Source organism: Burkholderia sp. MSMB0856, assembly GCF_001524645.2.
Taxonomy (GTDB): domain Bacteria; phylum Pseudomonadota; class Gammaproteobacteria; order Burkholderiales; family Burkholderiaceae; genus Burkholderia; species Burkholderia diffusa.
Window position 1 is genome coordinate 2,330,068 of the sequence record NZ_CP013427.1, and the last position, 16,277, is coordinate 2,346,344.

Sequence of the window (16,277 nt, forward strand, 5' to 3'; positions counted from 1 at the left end):
CGAACCTCGTCCGAAAGGCCAGGTTTTGCGGACCACGAAATACGATAGACTCGTCGCCAGTCAATACGCCGCCCCTGGCGTCTTCGTCTGTCATTCAGCCCATCGATGCGCTATTCGGTCGAAATCAGAAAGTTTTTCTACAGCCAGTACTTTTTCGGCGGCCTGCGGATCGCGGTCGGCGTATCGCTGCCGGCCGTGCTGTGCCTGATCGTGTTTCACAACCGGGAGCTCGGCTTCACGATCTCGACCGGCGCGCTCGGCGCGTGCGTCGTCGACATGCCGGGCCCGCTGAAGTACAAGCACAACGAAATGCTCGCGTGCAGCGTGATCGGCTTCCTGGCCGCGCTCGCGACCGGCCTCGCCACGCCGAACATCTTCGCGTTGTGGCTGACGATCGTGCCGCTCACGTTCGTGCTGTCGCTGATCGTCGTCTACGGCAACCGCTGGCCGCAGATCAGCTTCGCGACGCTGTTCATGATGGTGATGACTCTCGAGGAGAAGTTCACGCCGCTGCAAGCGTTCGTCAATGCCGGCTGGATTCTCGCGGGCGGCCTCTGGTACACGTACTGGGCGACGCTCGTGTCGCAATGGCAGGCGCGCCGGATCGAACAGCAGGCGCTCGCCGAAAGCCTGTTCGCGTGCGCCGACTACCTGCTCGCGCGTGCGCAGTTCTACGATCTCGATGCCGATCTCGACGAGTGCTATCGCAATCTCGTCGCGAAGCAGATCGCCGCGGTCGAAACGCAGGAAACCGCGCGCGACATCGTGCTGCGCAACCTGCCGAAGCTGCGCCGCGGCAAGCTCGACCCCGGCCGTACGACGATGTACAACCTGTTCATCAACAGCGTCGACCTGCACGAGCTGTTCGTCGGCGCGCACACCGACTACCCGCTCGTGCGCAACACGTTCGGCGGCTCCGACCTGATCATTTTCTACCGCGACCTGATCCGCAAGGCGGCCCGCGACCTCGAGGAAATCGGCCTCGCCGTGCTCGAGAATCGCGCGCCGCATTCGCGAATCAGCGTCAAGGCCGAACTGCGCGCGATCGAGTACGAGATCGAGCTGATGCGCAAGAAGAACTTCCCCGCCACCAACGCGGAAGCCTACGCAGCCGTGCTCGCGACGTTCCGGCGCATCTGGAGCGCGACGCGCCTGATCGACCGGATGCGCCGCAACCTGTCGGGCCATGCCGACCCGCAGCAGACCGAACTGAAGATCGACAAGGCGCTCACGCGCTTCCTGCAGCGGCGCCGGATGTCGCCGCTGCTGATCTTCTCCAACCTGAACATGCGCTCGCCGAGCTTTCGCCACGCACTGCGCGTGACGATCGCGGTCGCGGTCGGCTTCTGGCTCGGCCGGCTGCTGCCGCTCACGAACGCCTACTGGATCGTGATGACGACCATCATCATCCTGAAGCCCGGCTACTCGCTCACCAAGCAGCGCAACGCGCAGCGTATCGTCGGCACGTTGATCGGCTGCGCGGCGAGCATTGCGCTGATCTACACGGTCAAGGAGCCGCACCTGCTGATCGCGATCATGTTCGGGTCGATGGTGATGAGCTACAGCCTGCTGCTGTTCAACTACGCGGCGAGCGTCGTGTTCACGTCGTCTTACGTGCTGCTGATGTTCCACCTGCTCGCGCCGGGCAGCATGCGGATCATCGGCGAGCGCGCGATCGACACCGTGGTCGGCTGCATGATCGCGATCGCAGCGAGCCGCCTGTTCCCGTACTGGGAATACCGGCTGATGGGCAAGCTCGTCACCGACATGCTGACCTCGACCCGCAAGTATTTCGAGGCCGTGTGGCGCGCCGGGCGCGGCGTGTCGCCGCCGCCCGTGCCGGCCGCCGACGGCGCGGCGGTCGTGCCGGTCGTCGCCGCGGCGATCGAGACGCCGGCCACCGCCCTCGACGACGACTACCGCTACCGCCTCGCGCGCAAGGACGTGCACATCGCGTTCGCGAACCTCGGCCAGGCGTTCCAGCGAATGATGATCGAGCCGAAGGCGCACCAGCGCTTCGTGCCGGAGCTGAACGACCTGCTCGTGCAGACGCACGTGCTCGGTGCCCAGATCACAGCCGCCGCGCCGCTGATCCGCAGCGCGTGCGCGGCCGACGAGAACATCGTCCACGACGATGCGTTGCGCCGCGGCCTGTCCGCCGTGCTCGAGAACCTCGAGAAGGCGGAAGCCGGCGAGCCGCCGCCGGCCGACCAGCTCGACACGACGAAGCAGATCACCCGCGACCTCGACGCAATGGTCGTGTCCGCGGAAAAATCCGACGCGGTGGGCGCCGAGCTCACGCACGACCTGAAGGTGCTCGCGCACCAGTGCAAGCAGATGCTCGCGTCGTCGCTGCTGATTCGCAAGGACGCGAGCGTCATCCGCCTGCCCGCATGAGGCCCTGACGTCGTTCCGCCGCCGGCCGCCCGCGCACGCAAGCCGGCCGGCCGGCAGCGCTCCCCGCTCCCGCAACTCCCTCCCGAAGCATGACCCGCACGCCCCATACGGCCCACGCGTCCGCCGCGCGACGGCCCCACCTCCGATTACACCGGTTGCGCCAGTCAGGGAATACCCGATTCCGGTCGCTGGCTCCGGCTTGTTATCATTCCGACATCTTCAAGTTGTATATACAACTTGAACCAACCGGGCCGGCCCCGTTCGCCCGGTCCGTCGCATAACGATATCGGAGACTCGATGAAGAACTTGCAGCGCCATCTGAGCGCGCGGCACATCCGCTTTCTCGCGCTGGGCTCGGCGATCGGCACCGGCCTGTTCTACGGCTCGGCGTCCGCGATCCAGCTCGCGGGCCCGGCGGTAATCCTGGCCTATATCCTGGGCGGCGCGGCTGTCTACATGGTGATGCGCGCGCTCGGCGAGATGGCCGTGCGCGAGCCCGTCGCCGGCTCGTTCGGCCACTACGCAACCGAAAACCTCGGCCCGTTCGCGGGCTTCGTCACCGGCTGGACCTACACGCTCGAAATGGTGATCGTCGCGATCGCCGACATCACGGCATTCGGCATCTATATGGGCTTCTGGTTTCCGGATGTCCCTCAATGGATCTGGGTGCTCGGCGTCGTCGCGATCATCTGCGGGCTGAACCTGTGCCATGTGAAGGTGTTCGGCGAGCTCGAGTTCTGGCTGTCGATCATCAAGGTCGGCGCGATCGTCGCGATGATCGGCGGCGGCGTCGCGATCCTGCTGACCGGCATGCATTTCGGCCATTCGGCCGACGTGCCGACATTCGCGAACCTGTGGAACCATGGCGGCTTCTTCCCGAACGGGATCGGCGGGTTGATCGCATCGCTGTCGGTCGTGATCTTCGCGTACGGCGGCATCGAGGTGATCGGGATGAGCGCCGGCGAGGCGAAGGATCCTGAGCGCGTGATTCCGCGCGCGATCAACGCGGTGCCCGCGCGCATCCTGTTGTTCTATGTGCTGACGATGGTCGTGCTGATGTCGATCAGCCCGTGGACGGGCGTCGGCAGCGACGGCAGCCCGTTCGTGCAGATCTTCTCGGCGCTCGGCGTGAAGTCGGCCGCGACCATTCTCAACCTCGTGGTGATCAGCGCGGCGATCTCGGCGATCAACAGCGATATCTTCGGCGCGGGCCGGATGATGTTCGGGATGGCGCGGCAGGGCCAGGCGCCGCGCGTGCTGATGGCGACGTCGCGGCACGGCGTGCCATGGGTCACGGTGCTCGTGATGGCCGGTGCGCTGCTGATCGGCGTGCTGCTCAACTACCTGATGCCGAAGGACGTGTTCCTGGTGGTCGCGGCGATCGCGACGTTCGCGACCGTGTGGGTGTGGCTGATGATCCTGCTGTCGCAGGTCGCGATGCGCCGCCGCCTGTCGAGCACGGAGGTCGCGGCGCTGAAGTTCAAGGTGCCGCTGTGGCCCGTCGCACCCGCGCTGACGATCGCGTTCATGGCTTTCGTGATCGTGATGCTCGGCTGGTTCGAAGATACGCGCGTCGCGCTTTACGTCGGCGCGGCATGGCTCGCGCTGCTCGCGCTCGTGTTCTACGCACGAATCCGCCCGAAATTTGCGCCTGCGTCACGTTGACGCACGACTGACCTTCCACGCGGCGCGCGGGCTTCGGCGCCCGCATCTATCGCGGCGCGACGCCTCGCGCCGCCCACCGCTTCCACTCTTCCTGCCGTTCCTGCGCATCGCTGGCGGCCCGACCGGGCCGTGCAGCGATCATGCGCATCCGCGCCGGAGTCAGTGCGACGCGGCGCTCGCGGCCTCGGCCGGATGGGCCTCGTCGTACGCGTGCTTCTGCGAGATCGCGTTATACAGGATCGTCCCGATCACGAGCAGCACGGCCACGACGATCAGGATGCTCACGTTGCGGACAGGGTTCTTCTTGCGCTGATCGTTCATGGTCGGTACGGCTCCGTCGATTTCGTTGAAGCGGGCATTCTACGCGCTTGCGCCTGCGCTGCGACGCCCCGGTAGCACACCTCCCTCCCATCTTCCTCCCCGCTTTCCGACACCTTTCATTTGATAATCATTCCCATTTCGATCTAGAATCCGAAATCTTTCGCTTTGTAATGTTTCGGGTTGCTCGGGCGGCAGGCACGCCCCGGAACGCTTCTTCGTCCGCCTGCCTCATCGGAGTCTCCATGTCGAATCCGCGCACCCGCCTGCTGCCGCTCGCCGGCGCCCTCGCCCTTGCCGCCGCCGCATTCGCGCCACTGGCCCACGCGGCCGAGGAAGTGAGCCTGTACACCACCCGCGAACCGAAGCTGATCCAGCCGCTGATCGACGCGTTCACGAAACAAAGCGGCGTCAAGGTCAACACGGTGTTCGTGAAGGACGGCCTGCTCGAGCGCGTGAAGGCGGAAGGCGCGCAGTCGCCCGCCGACGTGCTGATGACGGTCGACATCGGCAACCTCCTCGACCTCGTCGACGGCGGCCTCGCGCAGCCGGTGCACTCGAAGGTGCTCGACGATGCGATTCCCGCGAACCTGCGCGGCGCGCAAGGCGACTGGTACGCGCTGTCGCTGCGCGATCGCGTGCTGTACGTGGAGAAAGACCTGAAGGTCGACGCGTTCCGCTACGAGGATCTCGCCGACCCGAAATGGAAGGGCAAGGTCTGCATCCGCTCGGGGCAGCATCCGTACAACACGGCACTCGTCGCGGCGATGATCGCGCACGACGGCGAAGCCGCGACCGAAAAGTGGCTGCGGGGCGTGAAGGCGAACCTCGCCCGCAAGGCGACGGGCGGCGACCGCGACGTCGCGCGCGACATTCTCGGCGGCATCTGCGACGTCGGTCTTGCCAACGCGTACTACGTCGGTCACATGAAGAACGCGGAGCCGGGCACTGATGCGCGCAAGTGGGGCGACGCGATCAAGGTCGTGCGGCCGACGTTCGCGAACGCGAAGAGCGGTGGCACGCACGTGAACATCAGCGGCGCGACGGTCGCGAAGCACGCGCCGCACAAGGCCAACGCGGTGAAGCTGCTCGAGTACCTCGTGTCGCCGGAAGCGCAGGCGCTGTATGCGCAGGCGAACTACGAATATCCGGTGCGCGCGAACGTGAAGCTCGATCCGGTGATCGCGAGCTTCGGCACGCTGAAGGTCGACCCGCTGCCGCTGACCGACATCGCGAAGCACCGCAAGGCGGCCAGCCAGCTCGTCGACAAGGTCGGCTTTGACAACTGACACAACGTTCGTCCGCGCGCGCCGCCGGCCGCTCCGTTCGCGCGCGGGCGGCCTCTGGCTGGGCGCGGCCGTCGCGATCGCCGCGGCGGTCGCGGCGCCGCTCGCGGTGCTGGTCGCCGCCGCGTTCGGCGCCGATCTCGCGCACTGGAAGCATCTCGCCGAATTCGTGCTGCCGCAGGCGCTCGTCAACACGCTGCTGTTGCTCGCGGGCGTCGGCGCGATCGTCACGGTGGTCGGCACCGGCTGCGCGTGGCTCGTCACCGCGTACGACTTTCCCGGCCGCCGGATGCTGACCTGGGCGCTGCTGCTGCCGCTCGCGGTGCCCACCTATATCGTCGCGTTCGCCTATCTCGACCTGCTCCATCCGATCGGCCCCGTGCAGGGCGCGATCCGCTGGCTGCTCGGCTTCGACAGCCCGCGCCAGTTCCGTCTGCCCGACCTGCGCTCGCTGCCCGGTGCGATCTTCGTGCTCGGTTTCGTGCTGTATCCGTACGTGTACCTGAGCACGCGCGCGATGTTCGTCACGCAGTCCGCGAGTCTGCTCGAAGCCGCGCGCACGCTCGGCGCGGGACGCATCGCGACGTTCTGGCGCGTCGTCGTGCCGCTCGCGCGGCCCGCGATCGCGGTCGGCGTGAGCCTTGCGCTGCTCGAAACGCTGAACGACATCGGCGCATCGGAATTCCTCGGCGTGCAGACGCTGACCGTGTCGGTCTACACGACGTGGATCACGCGCTCCGATCTCGCCGGCGCCGCGCAGATCGCGCTCGCGATGCTCGCGATCGTCGTCGGCATGATCGCGCTCGAACGCTACGGGCGCCGCCGCCAGCGCTACGCGCACGGCCGGCGCATGCGGCCGGTCGCACCGCGCAAGCTGACGGGCGCGGCCGCGTGGAGCGCCGCCGCGCTCGGCTGGCTGCCGGTGCTGCTCGGCTTCGGCGCGCCGGCCGCGTACCTCGCGGTCGAGACCGGCAAGCGGCTGCATCTCGTCGGCGGCGTATCCGCGCAATTGATCACCGGGCTCGCGAACACGCTGACGATCGCCGCCGCCGCAACCGTCGCGACGCTCGCATGCGGGCTCGTCGTCGCGTGGGCGGCGCGCGCGCAGCGCGACAGCGCGCGCGCGGGCCCGGCCCGCGTGTGCGCGCGAATCGCGAGCCTCGGCTACGCGGTGCCGGGCACCGTGCTCGCGATCGGCCTGCTGATCCCGTTCGCGGCGGCCGATCGGCTGCTCGGCGCGGCGCTCGGCCGTGACGGGCTGCTGCTGATGGGGTCGGCGGCCGCGCTCGTGATCGCGTACACCGTACGCTTTCTCGCGATCTCGGCCGGCAGCATCGAAGCCGGCCTCGCGCGCATACCGCCGTCGCTCGAACACGCGGCGCGCTCGCTCGGCGAGACGGCCGGCGGCACGCTGCGCCGCGTGCACCTGCCGCTGCTGCGGCCCGCGCTCACGACGAGCGCACTGCTCGTCTTCGTCGACGCGATGAAGGAGCTGCCGGCGACGCTGCTGCTGCGCCCGCTGAATTTCGACACGCTCGCGACCTGGCTGTATGCGGAGGCCGCGCGCGGCACCTATGAGGAAGGCGCGGTCGCCGCGCTCGCGATCGTGCTGGCCGGGCTCGTGCCCGTGATCCTGCTCGCGCGCACCCGTCACAAGATCGGAGCCTGACACCGTGAACCTGCTCGAACTCGACGACCTCTGCGTCGCCTACGACACGCCGCACGGCCGCCGCACGGTGGTCGACGGGCTGAGCCTCGCGCTGCCGCGCGGCGACATCGGCTGCCTGCTCGGCGCATCGGGCTGCGGCAAGACCACCGTGCTGCGCGCGATCGCGGGCTTCGAGCCCGTGCGCATGGGACGCATCGTGCTGGACGGCACGCCCGTCGCGGCGCCGTCGCTCGACGTGCCGCCCGAACGGCGACGTATCGGGATGATGTTCCAGGACTACGCGCTGTTCCCGCACCTGAGTGCGGCCGACAACGTCGCGTTCGGCCTGCGGCGCATGCCGAAGGCCGAACGGCGCGCGCGCGTCGCGGACATGCTCGAGCTCGTCGGCCTCGCCGCTTCCGGCAGCGCGTATCCGCACGAACTGTCGGGCGGCCAGCAGCAGCGGGTCGCCCTCGCCCGCGCGCTCGCGCCGTCGCCCGAGCTGCTGCTGCTCGACGAGCCGTTCTCGAATCTCGACGTCGATACGCGCGAGCGGCTCGCGTTCGAGCTGCGCGACATCCTGAAGCGCACGGGTCACACCGCGATCCTCGTCACGCACAACCAGGCGGAAGCGTTCGCGATCGCCGACCGGATCGGCGTGATGAAGGACGGCCGGCTCGCGCAATGGGACACGCCGTACGCGCTGCACCACCATCCGGCCAGCTCGTTCGTCGCGGAATTCGTGCGCCGCGACGCGCTCGCGGACGAACGCGCACGCGCGCTGTCGCGCGGCCGCTGACCGGGCGATAACGGCACGTATCGGCGGCGCGCACACGTAACGCCCCTGCTCACCGACGCGGTCCGTTGCCGCCCCGCGCGCTATGCCGGCTCGGACAGATCGCGCACCGGCAGCGCGGTCGAATACTTGATCTGCTCCATCGCGAACGACGAACTCACGTCGAACAGCGGCACCGCGCGGATCAGTTGCTTGTACACGCGATCGTAATCGTCGATGCCGGCCACCACGACCCGCAGCAGATAGTCGGTCTCGCCGCTCATCCGGTAGACCTCGACGACTTCCGGCATGTCGCGCACGGCCTGCGTGAAGCGCTGCGCCCACTCCTCGGTGTGCTGGTTCGTGCGGATCGCGACGAACACAGTCGTGCCGACACCGAGCTTGCGCGGATCGCACAGCGCGACCTGCGCGCGGATCGCGCCGGTTTCCTTGAGCCGCTGCACGCGCTTCCAGCAGGGTGTCTGCGACAAATTCACGCGCTGCGCGAGTTCCGCGATCGGCAATGTGGCATCTGCTTGCAACAGCTCAAGCAGTTTGCGATCGATGGCATCCATTTACCCGGTCCCTCGTAGATAGAAATTTTTTCTATGCATCCTACATGACGGGGAACAATATGGAAACCGCCGCGCGGCGTCGACCGGGATAAATACCAATCAGGCCGGGAAGCATCCGCGTCACGCGCGATCCCGCGCGCAGCGGCCCATCGATCATCGACACACCAGACGAAACAGGCGATTCCACCTCGACGGGTGGAATCGCCTGAAGTCATTGCGGCTGCGCAGCCGGCTGGCCGCTCGCGGCGAATGCGGCACCTGCGCGCCGCCTTGCCGTGGGATCGCTCAATACGCGACCGTTGCGATCTCGCGCACGAAGCTGTGTTGCTCGAGCGCATCGACGAACGCGACCGCGTAGTCTTCCGCCGAGATCCTGCTGTTGCCCGCTGCGTCCACGATCAGCTTGCCCGTGCCCGTGCGGAACGTGCCCGTGCGCTCGCCCGGCGCGATCAGGGCTGCCGGCGCGAAGAACGTCCAGTCGAGATCGCCGACCGTTTTCAGATAATCGAGCGCATCGCGATGCGCGAGCGCGACTGCCTTGTACGCGTCCGGGAAACCTTCGGTGTCGACCAGTTGCTTGCCCGGCGCGACCTCGAGCGAACCGGCGCCCCCCACCACCACGAGCCGCTTCAGGCCCGCCTGGCGCGTGCTTTCCACCAGCGCCTTCGCCGCGGCGGCGATCTTCGCGGGTTCGTCCTGCTTCTGGCTATACGCGCTCGCGACGACGTCGTGGCCCGGCAGCGCGGCCGCGATGCTGGCCGCATCGAACAGGTCGGCCGCCTTCGCGGTGATGCCGTCGCCGGCCGCGCCCGGATGGCGTGACAGCGCGGTCACGCGATGGCCGCGGCGCACGGCTTCCGCGGCGATGCGCGAGCCGATCATCCCGGTGGCGCCGAACAGTGCGATGTTCAAGGTACGTTGCGTCATGTCGATTCTCCAGAAGTAAAAAGTAACTACGTTGATTACACATAAGATCGAAAAAAAACGGAGCAACACTCCGTCGTGCCGGTCGCCGCGCGTACGCGTCACCCGGCCTCCTGCCCTGCATCAGCCGTTGCTCGCCATCACCCGCCGGTGCTTCCCGCCGGCCGGCGGCGCTGCTCCGATTCGAGCACGTCGGCCGCGACGTCCGCAAGCGTGCGCGTGGCAAGCGATGCTTCCATCGCGCGCTGCGCGTCGCCGATATAGTCGATCAGCACGCCCTGGATGTGCCGCCCGACGAGACACGCGGGATTCGGCGCCTCGCGATGCAGCGCGAACAGCTGCGCATCGTCGACCGCGCGATACACGTCGAGCAGCATGATCTCGGCGGGCTCGCGCGCCAGCAGCGCGCCGCCGCCCGCGCCGAGCTGCGACGTGGTCAGCCCCGCGGCCGCCAGCATCGACAGCAGACGGCGAATCAGCGCCGGATTCGTGTTCACGCTACCCGCGATGATGTCGGACGACAGCGGCGCACCTTCCTGCATCGACAGCAAGGCAAGCACATGAACGGCAAACGCGAACCGGCTGCTGGTATTCATTCCTCACTCACTCGGTGACGCCGGCCCGAACGGCAGCCGGCGACAATGTGTACGCACTATAGTTACATTTCACGCATTCCGCAAGGGGCGCTTACTCGCCGCTGGCCGGCTTCGCACCCGATGCGTTCTGCTGACTCCACTGCTGGAGCTTCTTGCCGGCCTCCGCCATCTTCGCGCCCGCTTCCGATGCCGCGTGTGCGACGACGGCGGACGCGGCCGCATCGATCTGCGCCTGCGCGGCGGACGCGAGGCCGCTCGCGGACAGCGGCGGCACGGCCGAGGCCGCGCTCGCGATGCCGGCCTTCGCGGCATTGATCTGCTGGTTGACGGTGCTCGCCACCTGGTCGAGCGCCTTGGCCGCGTTGTTCGCGGCATCGGCGGCCGCGCTGGCGGCCGTATCGGGTTGCGTGGCCGGCGTGCCGGACTTCTCGCAGCCTGCGAGCAACAGCGCCGCACCGACGGCCGCGGCCGCCAGCACGGACCCGGGCACGCGACGCGCCAGCCAAGTCTTCATCTTCATCAGCGATCTCCGGCCGTGCGCCGCACGGCCTGAATGGTTGGACCAGCGTCGATGATACCGCCTGTGGAACAGGGCCAATGACGACTGGTGATTAAAAATGCCTTTCAATTTCGGATTTGTCTGATTCAATCGCAGGCGTGCCGAGACTAAAGTGGGCGGGCCTCAATCCGCTCCGTCTGCTGCCCGTTTCTTCATGGCTTTCCTCATCGACTGGTTCATTGCGCTGGCCGCCGCGCTCGCCGCCACCCTGTTCCTGTGCCTTCGCTCACCGTCCGCGTCGTGCCTGCGCGCGGCCGGGCGCCCGCGCCGCGTGGCGTGCGCTCGCCTGCTCGCCCAGGCGGTGATCGGCTTCTGGACGGCCGCGCTGATCGTCGCGCAAGGCATCCTCGGCCCCGACGGCGACGGCCAGTCGCACGCGGGCTTCGCGGCGCTCGCGTTTGCCGCACTCGGGCTCACCACCGTCGCCGCCTATTGGTGTGCATGCGCACTGCGGCTGCGGCGCTCACGCGTGCTGTTCGCCCGCCGCTGACGCGCCAGACCGGTGCATCGCGGCGCACCACGTCGCGTATCGCACGCACCAGTTGCGCTCGCATCGCACCACGCGCGTGCATTCGTTGCCCCACCGGCCCCACACGCAGCCTGCCCCGCTTCCGTGCACGCGTCGCCGACATGCCGCATCGCACGGCCGCCCGCACCACTTATACGCACTCGTTCACCAAGTTGGCTCGATATTTGCATTCCTTGCCCGTTTTTTGCGCAAGGAAGCCACAGCATGGATGGTCTGAAATCCGGCGTCGACACACTGTTCCTGTTGATCGGCGCCGTCATGGTGCTCGCGATGCACGCGGGCTTCGCATTTCTCGAGCTCGGCACGGTCCGCAAGAAGAACCAGGTCAACGCGCTCGTGAAGATCCTGGTCGACTTCTCGGTGTCGACGCTCGCGTATTTCTTCATCGGCTACACGATCGCGTACGGCGTCGAGTTCTTCGACGACATCGGCACGCTGTCGCAGCACAGCGGCTACGCGCTCGTGCGCTTCTTCTTCCTGCTGACGTTCGCGGCGGCCATTCCCGCGATCGTGTCCGGCGGCATCGCCGAACGCGCGAAATTCAACCCTCAGCTCGTCGCAACGCTGATCATCGTCGGCTTCATCTATCCGTTCTTCGAAGGAATCGCATGGAATGAACGCTTCGGAGTGCAGGGCTGGCTCACGCATGCGTTCGGCGCGCCGTTCCACGATTTCGCGGGCTCGGTCGTCGTGCATGCGTTCGGCGGCTGGGTCGCGCTGCCGGCCGTGCTGCTGCTCGGCGCACGCCACGGCCGCTATGCGAAGGACGGCCGGATCGCCGCGCACCCGCCGTCGAACATTCCGTTCCTCGCACTCGGCGCATGGGTGCTCGCGGTCGGCTGGTTCGGCTTCAACGTGATGAGCGCGCAAACGCTCGACAAGATCAGCGGCCTGGTCGCCGTGAACTCGCTGATGGCGATGGTCGGCGGCACGCTCGCCGCGTGGATGGCCGGCCGCAACGATCCGGGCTTCACGTACAACGGGCCGCTCGCGGGCCTCGTCGCGGTCTGCGCGGGCTCCGACGTGATGCATCCGATCGGCGCGCTCGTCACCGGCGCGGCAGCCGGCGCGTTGTTCGTCGCGATGTTCACCTGCGTGCAGAACAAGTGGCGCATCGACGACGTGCTCGGCGTGTGGCCGCTGCACGGGATGTGCGGCGCGCTCGGCGGCATCGCGGCCGGCGTGTTCGGGCAACCCGCGTTCGGCGGCCTCGGCGGCGTGTCGTTCGTGTCGCAGCTCATCGGCACGCTCGGCGGCATCGCGATCGCCACCGCCGGCGGCACGCTCGTGTACGGCGCGCTGAAGGCGACCGTCGGCCTGCGCCTCGAGCGCGAAGCCGAATTCGACGGCGCCGACCTGTCGATCCACCGCATCTCGGCGACGCCCGAGCGCGACTGAGCGCGAACACACACCCAACCGGCGTCCGGCAGCGCGCCTGACGGACGCCCGACGCATCATTACGTTTTCAATTCAAAAAACTTTCATCGAGCGTCCCTAAACTTCGGTCCAGTTTTCAACTTGCCTTCGCATTGCTTGCTGATCGCCTGCTTCGCGAAAGGCCATTCTTCCAACATTCGAAACTGGACTCCACATGCCCGCGTTGCCCAATGCTTCCCGTCGTCAGGCCCTGAAGATCCTCGCCGGCGCGCCCATGCTGCCCCTCTCCGGCCTCGCGCTGCCGGCCCTGCTGACGGGCTGCGGCGGCGACGACAATCCGGGGGCGACGCCGGCCGCCGCCGCGTACACGTCTGCGGCATTCTCGGCGATGGCCGCGCCCACGCTCGACAACGCGGCCGCGATGGCCACGACGACGGTCGGCTCGACGCTGTCGGTGTCGTTCTCGGACGGCTCGTCGCGCAACTTCAAGCTCGCGTACCGGCCGTTCTTCGTGACGGGCGACATGGTGCCGGACGGCAAGGGCGGCACGACGCTCGCGGGCGGCTACTACGACATCAACAACCAGCCGATCATCGACCGCTCGGTGGCGGGCAAGGAGCGCCAGTTCTATTCGGACTGCCCGGACGGCAGCTCGCTGCTGACGCTGAAGAATGCGAACGTGGCCGGCGTGAAGGGCAACACGGTGTTCGCGGTCGTGCAGTTCGAATACACGACGCGCGACCAGGCGAGCGCATCGCAGTACGGCCAGCTGCCGTCGCCGATCGCGGTGATCACGCTCGACCAGGATCCGTCCAGCGGCGCGCTGAAGGTGGTCAAGTATCACAACGTCGACACGTCGAAGGCGCACGGCCTGTGGATCACGTGCGGCGCGAGCCTGTCGCCGTGGGGCACGCACCTGTCAAGCGAGGAATACGAGCCGGACGCGACGAAGGCCGCGACCGACGCGCAGTTCAAGGCATTCAGCCGGAACACGTTCGGCGACGAGACGAAGGCGAACCCGTATCACTACGGCCACCTGCCCGAGATCACGGTGAACCCGGACGGCACCGGCTCGGTGAAGAAGCACTACTGCCTCGGCCGCATCTCGCACGAGCTGATCCAGGTGATGCCGGACCAGCGCACGGTGATGATGGGCGACGACGCCACCAACGGCGGCCTGTTCATGTTCGTCGCCGACAAGGCGGCCGACCTGTCGGCCGGCACGCTGTACGTCGCGAAGTGGACGCAGACGTCGTCCGCCGGCGCCGGCAGCGCGACGCTCACGTGGATCAGGATCGGTCACGCGACCAGCAGCGAGATCGAGACGCTCGCGAACACGCTGAAGGCGTCGGACATCATGGACCTGACGACGACCGACCCGAACGACGCGAGCTACACGAAGATCCACTTCGGCGGCAAGTTCAACTGGATGCGCGTGAAGCCCGGGATGGAAAAGGCGGCCGCGTTCCTCGAGACGCATCGCTACGCGGCGCTGATCGGCGGCAGCATGGCGTTCACGAAGCTAGAAGGCACGACGGTCAACGCGAAGGACAAGATCGTCTACACGGCGATGTCGCGGATCGAGACGTCGATGGTCCAGGGCAATGCGGTGTCGCGCGACGTCGCGGTGGACAAGAAGATCGCAGCAGGCGCCGTCTACGCGCTGAACCTGAAGGCCGGCCAGCGCGACACGTCGGGTGGCGCGATCGACAGCGAGTGGGTGCCGGTCGACATGGGCGCGCCGGCCGCGCTCGTCGGCGAGGACCTCGCCGCGGCCGATGCGCTCGGCAACCTCGCGAACCCGGACAAGATCGCGAACCCCGACAACCTGAAGTTCTCCGAGAAGCTGCGCACGCTCTTCATCGGCGAAGACTCGGGCATGCACGTGAACAACTTCCTGTGGGCGTACAACGTCGACACGAAGTCGCTCGTGCGCGTGCTGTCGTGCCCGGCCGGCGCCGAATCGACGGGCCTGCACGCGGTCGACGAGATCAACGGCTGGACCTACATCATGAGCAACTTCCAGCACGCGGGCGACTGGGAGTCGCCGCTGCACGACAAGGTCAAGCCGACGCTCGATCCGCTCGTGCGCGCGAACTTCAAGGACCGCTTCGGCGCCAGCGTCGGCTACCTGACGGCCGAGCCGACCAGCATCAAGCTCGCGAAGGGCTGACCCTCGGCACCGTGGGGCCGCGTGCCCCTGTCACGCTTTCTTCTTCACGTTTCATTCGTCGGCGCTCCACGCCGGTTTACGCGCGATGCCCATTGCGGGCATCGCGCTTTTTTTTCGCGCGCCGCACGCACGCAGGCGCGCACGAGCACGGTCGAACGGGGGATTTCAGCGATCGGGGGATAATACGGACCTGATGCGTCCGGCGGACGGGCAAAAAAAAGCGCCACGGAGACCGTGGCGCTAAAAAAGTTCTAGCCATTCCGAGGGCCGTGCTAGAACCTGAGAGACTGCGCGAAACACCGTTGCCGGTTAAACTCGTGAAACGATGTTTCGAAAACGTGAGACATTCTTTCCGTTTCCGCCCGACAAGTCAAGCGGTATTTGCACCGGTTTGTTCGCTTCCCGGTAATGCACATTTGAGCGCTTTCCTAATAAACCAAGGGTGAACCCGTAAAATCTCATCTGATGAACGATTCACCCATGGAACACGCATCTTTTGACAATCATCCTACAATACCAACAAAATTGAAATCGAGTTTCGGAAATAGAGAGAATCCCTCGTGTCGACACCTTTAACGCCTCCCGCGCCCCGCGACCGCGAATCGTCGCCGGACGAGATCACCGCGCTCGCGCGCGGCCTCGCCGTGCTGCGGCGCATCGCGGCCGCCGACGCCCCGGTCAGCAACCGCGAACTCACAGAATTGACGGGCATCCCGAAGCCGACCGTGTCGCGCATCACCGCGACGCTCGTCAGCGCCGGCTTCCTGTTCCAGTTGCCCGACAGCGAGCGCTTCGTGCTGACCGCGTCGGTGCTGGAACTGAGCCACGGCTTCCTGCGCAACTTCGACATCCGCGCGCGCTCACGGCCGTTCATGATCGAACTCGCCGAGCGCACGTCGCTGTCGGTGCACCTCGCGGTGCGCGACCGGCTCGACATGGTCGCGATCGACGTGATCCGGCCGCGCTCGGCCGTGCTCGTCACGCGTCTCGAGATCGGCTCGCGGATGGACATCGCGCGCACCGCGGTCGGCCGCGCGTATCTCGCGGCACTGGAGGACGACGAGCGCCGCGTGCTGCTCGACGCGCTGCGCGCGACGGCCGGCGACGACTGGCCGCACATATCCGCGCGCCTGAACCCCGGCGTCGAGGATGCGATGCGCACGGGCCATGCGATCGCGATCGGCGAATGGCGCGAAGGGCTGAACGCAGTCGCGGCCGGTTTCGTCGGCCCGTCGGGCCAGCGCTATTCGGTGAACTGCGGCGGCGCATCCAGTCAGTGCCCGCCCGAATGGCTGCAGGAACACGTGGTGCCCGCGCTGCACGAATGCATCGCGAAAATCACCCGTGAGATCGGCGGCGCACCCGCCCGGCGCAGCGCCGTGTAATCGATCCGTCATCGTCCCGTCGCCTTCTGTAACGACCGTAACCCGTTGAAAGATAGACGACTGGACTGTA

14 protein-coding genes are annotated in these 16,277 nt (G+C 67.1%); 9 read left to right on the forward strand and 5 right to left on the reverse strand.

The features are described 5' to 3' along the window. The first annotated feature begins 105 nt into the window (after positions 1–105). Positions 106–2,397: an FUSC family protein gene (locus tag WS87_RS12020; RefSeq protein WP_059815872.1), complete on the forward strand. Its 2,292-nt coding sequence runs from the start codon at positions 106–108 to the stop codon at positions 2,395–2,397. Positions 2,398–2,694: 297 nt separating this feature from the next. After that, a complete protein-coding gene (locus WS87_RS12025; protein ID WP_059815875.1) occupies positions 2,695–4,062 on the forward strand; it encodes an amino acid permease in 1,368 nt (455 codons plus the stop codon). A 159-nt stretch (positions 4,063–4,221) separates the two neighbouring features. Here the strand turns inward: WS87_RS12025 and WS87_RS33965 are convergent, their stop codons facing one another. Beyond that, entirely contained in the window at positions 4,222–4,383 is a 162-nt protein-coding gene (locus tag WS87_RS33965) for a hypothetical protein (protein WP_006476417.1), read from the reverse strand. 242 nt (positions 4,384–4,625) lie between these two features. Between WS87_RS33965 and WS87_RS12035 the strand changes: the two genes are divergently transcribed. From WS87_RS12035 to WS87_RS12045, 3 genes are read left to right on the forward strand one after another with little or no spacing between them, the layout of a single operon-like run. Then, the gene (locus tag WS87_RS12035; protein ID WP_059815878.1) at positions 4,626–5,669 is read left to right on the forward strand and encodes a Fe(3+) ABC transporter substrate-binding protein; all 1,044 of its coding nucleotides are present in this window, start codon (positions 4,626–4,628) and stop codon (positions 5,667–5,669) included. Continuing rightward, on the forward strand, positions 5,659–7,335 hold the full coding sequence (locus WS87_RS12040) for an ABC transporter permease (RefSeq protein ID WP_059815881.1): 1,677 nt from the start codon (positions 5,659–5,661) through the stop codon (positions 7,333–7,335). Before WS87_RS12035 ends, WS87_RS12040 begins: the two co-directional genes overlap by 11 nt. A 4-nt stretch (positions 7,336–7,339) precedes the next feature. Continuing rightward, entirely contained in the window at positions 7,340–8,113 is a 774-nt protein-coding gene (locus tag WS87_RS12045) for an ABC transporter ATP-binding protein (protein ID WP_059815884.1), read from the forward strand. A gap of 80 nt (positions 8,114–8,193) precedes the next feature. On the opposite strand, the gene WS87_RS12050 is transcribed toward WS87_RS12045, so the two are convergent. The 4 genes from WS87_RS12050 to WS87_RS12065 form a co-directional block, all read right to left on the reverse strand. Continuing rightward, positions 8,194–8,664: an Lrp/AsnC family transcriptional regulator gene (locus WS87_RS12050; protein WP_006754321.1), complete on the reverse strand. Its 471-nt coding sequence runs from the start codon at positions 8,662–8,664 to the stop codon at positions 8,194–8,196. A 285-nt stretch (positions 8,665–8,949) separates the two neighbouring features. Beyond that, complete coding sequence (locus WS87_RS12055) at positions 8,950–9,591, reverse strand: NAD(P)-dependent oxidoreductase (protein WP_059815887.1); 642 nt, start codon at positions 9,589–9,591, stop codon at positions 8,950–8,952. A 137-nt stretch (positions 9,592–9,728) separates the two neighbouring features. Beyond that, positions 9,729–10,184 carry an Rrf2 family transcriptional regulator gene (locus WS87_RS12060; protein ID WP_059815889.1) on the reverse strand — a complete coding sequence of 152 codons (456 nt, stop codon included), beginning with the start codon at positions 10,182–10,184 and terminating at the stop codon, positions 9,729–9,731. Between the two features lie 91 nt (positions 10,185–10,275). Beyond that, positions 10,276–10,704 (reverse strand): hypothetical protein, encoded by a 429-nt coding sequence (locus tag WS87_RS12065; protein WP_059523609.1) that lies wholly within the window; start codon positions 10,702–10,704, stop codon positions 10,276–10,278. Positions 10,705–10,897: 193 nt separating this feature from the next. Here WS87_RS12065 and WS87_RS12070 point away from each other — a divergent pair, with 193 nt between their 5' ends. The 4 genes from WS87_RS12070 (at position 10,898) to WS87_RS12085 (ending at position 16,207) form a co-directional block, all read left to right on the forward strand. Then, on the forward strand, positions 10,898–11,233 hold the full coding sequence (locus WS87_RS12070; protein WP_059815892.1) for a hypothetical protein: 336 nt from the start codon (positions 10,898–10,900) through the stop codon (positions 11,231–11,233). Between the two features lie 243 nt (positions 11,234–11,476). After that, positions 11,477–12,670 (forward strand): ammonium transporter, encoded by a 1,194-nt coding sequence (locus tag WS87_RS12075; protein WP_059815895.1) that lies wholly within the window; start codon positions 11,477–11,479, stop codon positions 12,668–12,670. 193 nt (positions 12,671–12,863) lie between these two features. After that, positions 12,864–14,822: a PhoX family protein gene (locus WS87_RS12080; RefSeq protein WP_059815898.1), complete on the forward strand. Its 1,959-nt coding sequence runs from the start codon at positions 12,864–12,866 to the stop codon at positions 14,820–14,822. Between the two features lie 560 nt (positions 14,823–15,382). Further along, entirely contained in the window at positions 15,383–16,207 is an 825-nt protein-coding gene (locus tag WS87_RS12085; protein WP_059815901.1) for an IclR family transcriptional regulator, read from the forward strand. Positions 16,208–16,277: the final 70 nt, after the last annotated feature.

Coding starts and splice junctions, on each gene's coding strand:
- WS87_RS12020 (WP_059815872.1), top strand. CDS start 106: ATGCGCTATTCGGTCGAAATCAGAAAGTTTTTCTACAGCCAGTACTTT.
- WS87_RS12025 (WP_059815875.1), top strand. CDS start 2,695: ATGAAGAACTTGCAGCGCCATCTGAGCGCGCGGCACATCCGCTTTCTC.
- WS87_RS33965 (WP_006476417.1), bottom strand. CDS start 4,383: ATGAACGATCAGCGCAAGAAGAACCCTGTCCGCAACGTGAGCATCCTG.
- WS87_RS12035 (WP_059815878.1), top strand. CDS start 4,626: ATGTCGAATCCGCGCACCCGCCTGCTGCCGCTCGCCGGCGCCCTCGCC.
- WS87_RS12050 (WP_006754321.1), bottom strand. CDS start 8,664: ATGGATGCCATCGATCGCAAACTGCTTGAGCTGTTGCAAGCAGATGCC.
- WS87_RS12055 (WP_059815887.1), bottom strand. CDS start 9,591: ATGACGCAACGTACCTTGAACATCGCACTGTTCGGCGCCACCGGGATG.
- WS87_RS12060 (WP_059815889.1), bottom strand. CDS start 10,184: ATGAATACCAGCAGCCGGTTCGCGTTTGCCGTTCATGTGCTTGCCTTG.
- WS87_RS12065 (WP_059523609.1), bottom strand. CDS start 10,704: ATGAAGATGAAGACTTGGCTGGCGCGTCGCGTGCCCGGGTCCGTGCTG.
- WS87_RS12070 (WP_059815892.1), top strand. CDS start 10,898: ATGGCTTTCCTCATCGACTGGTTCATTGCGCTGGCCGCCGCGCTCGCC.
- WS87_RS12075 (WP_059815895.1), top strand. CDS start 11,477: ATGGATGGTCTGAAATCCGGCGTCGACACACTGTTCCTGTTGATCGGC.
- WS87_RS12080 (WP_059815898.1), top strand. CDS start 12,864: ATGCCCGCGTTGCCCAATGCTTCCCGTCGTCAGGCCCTGAAGATCCTC.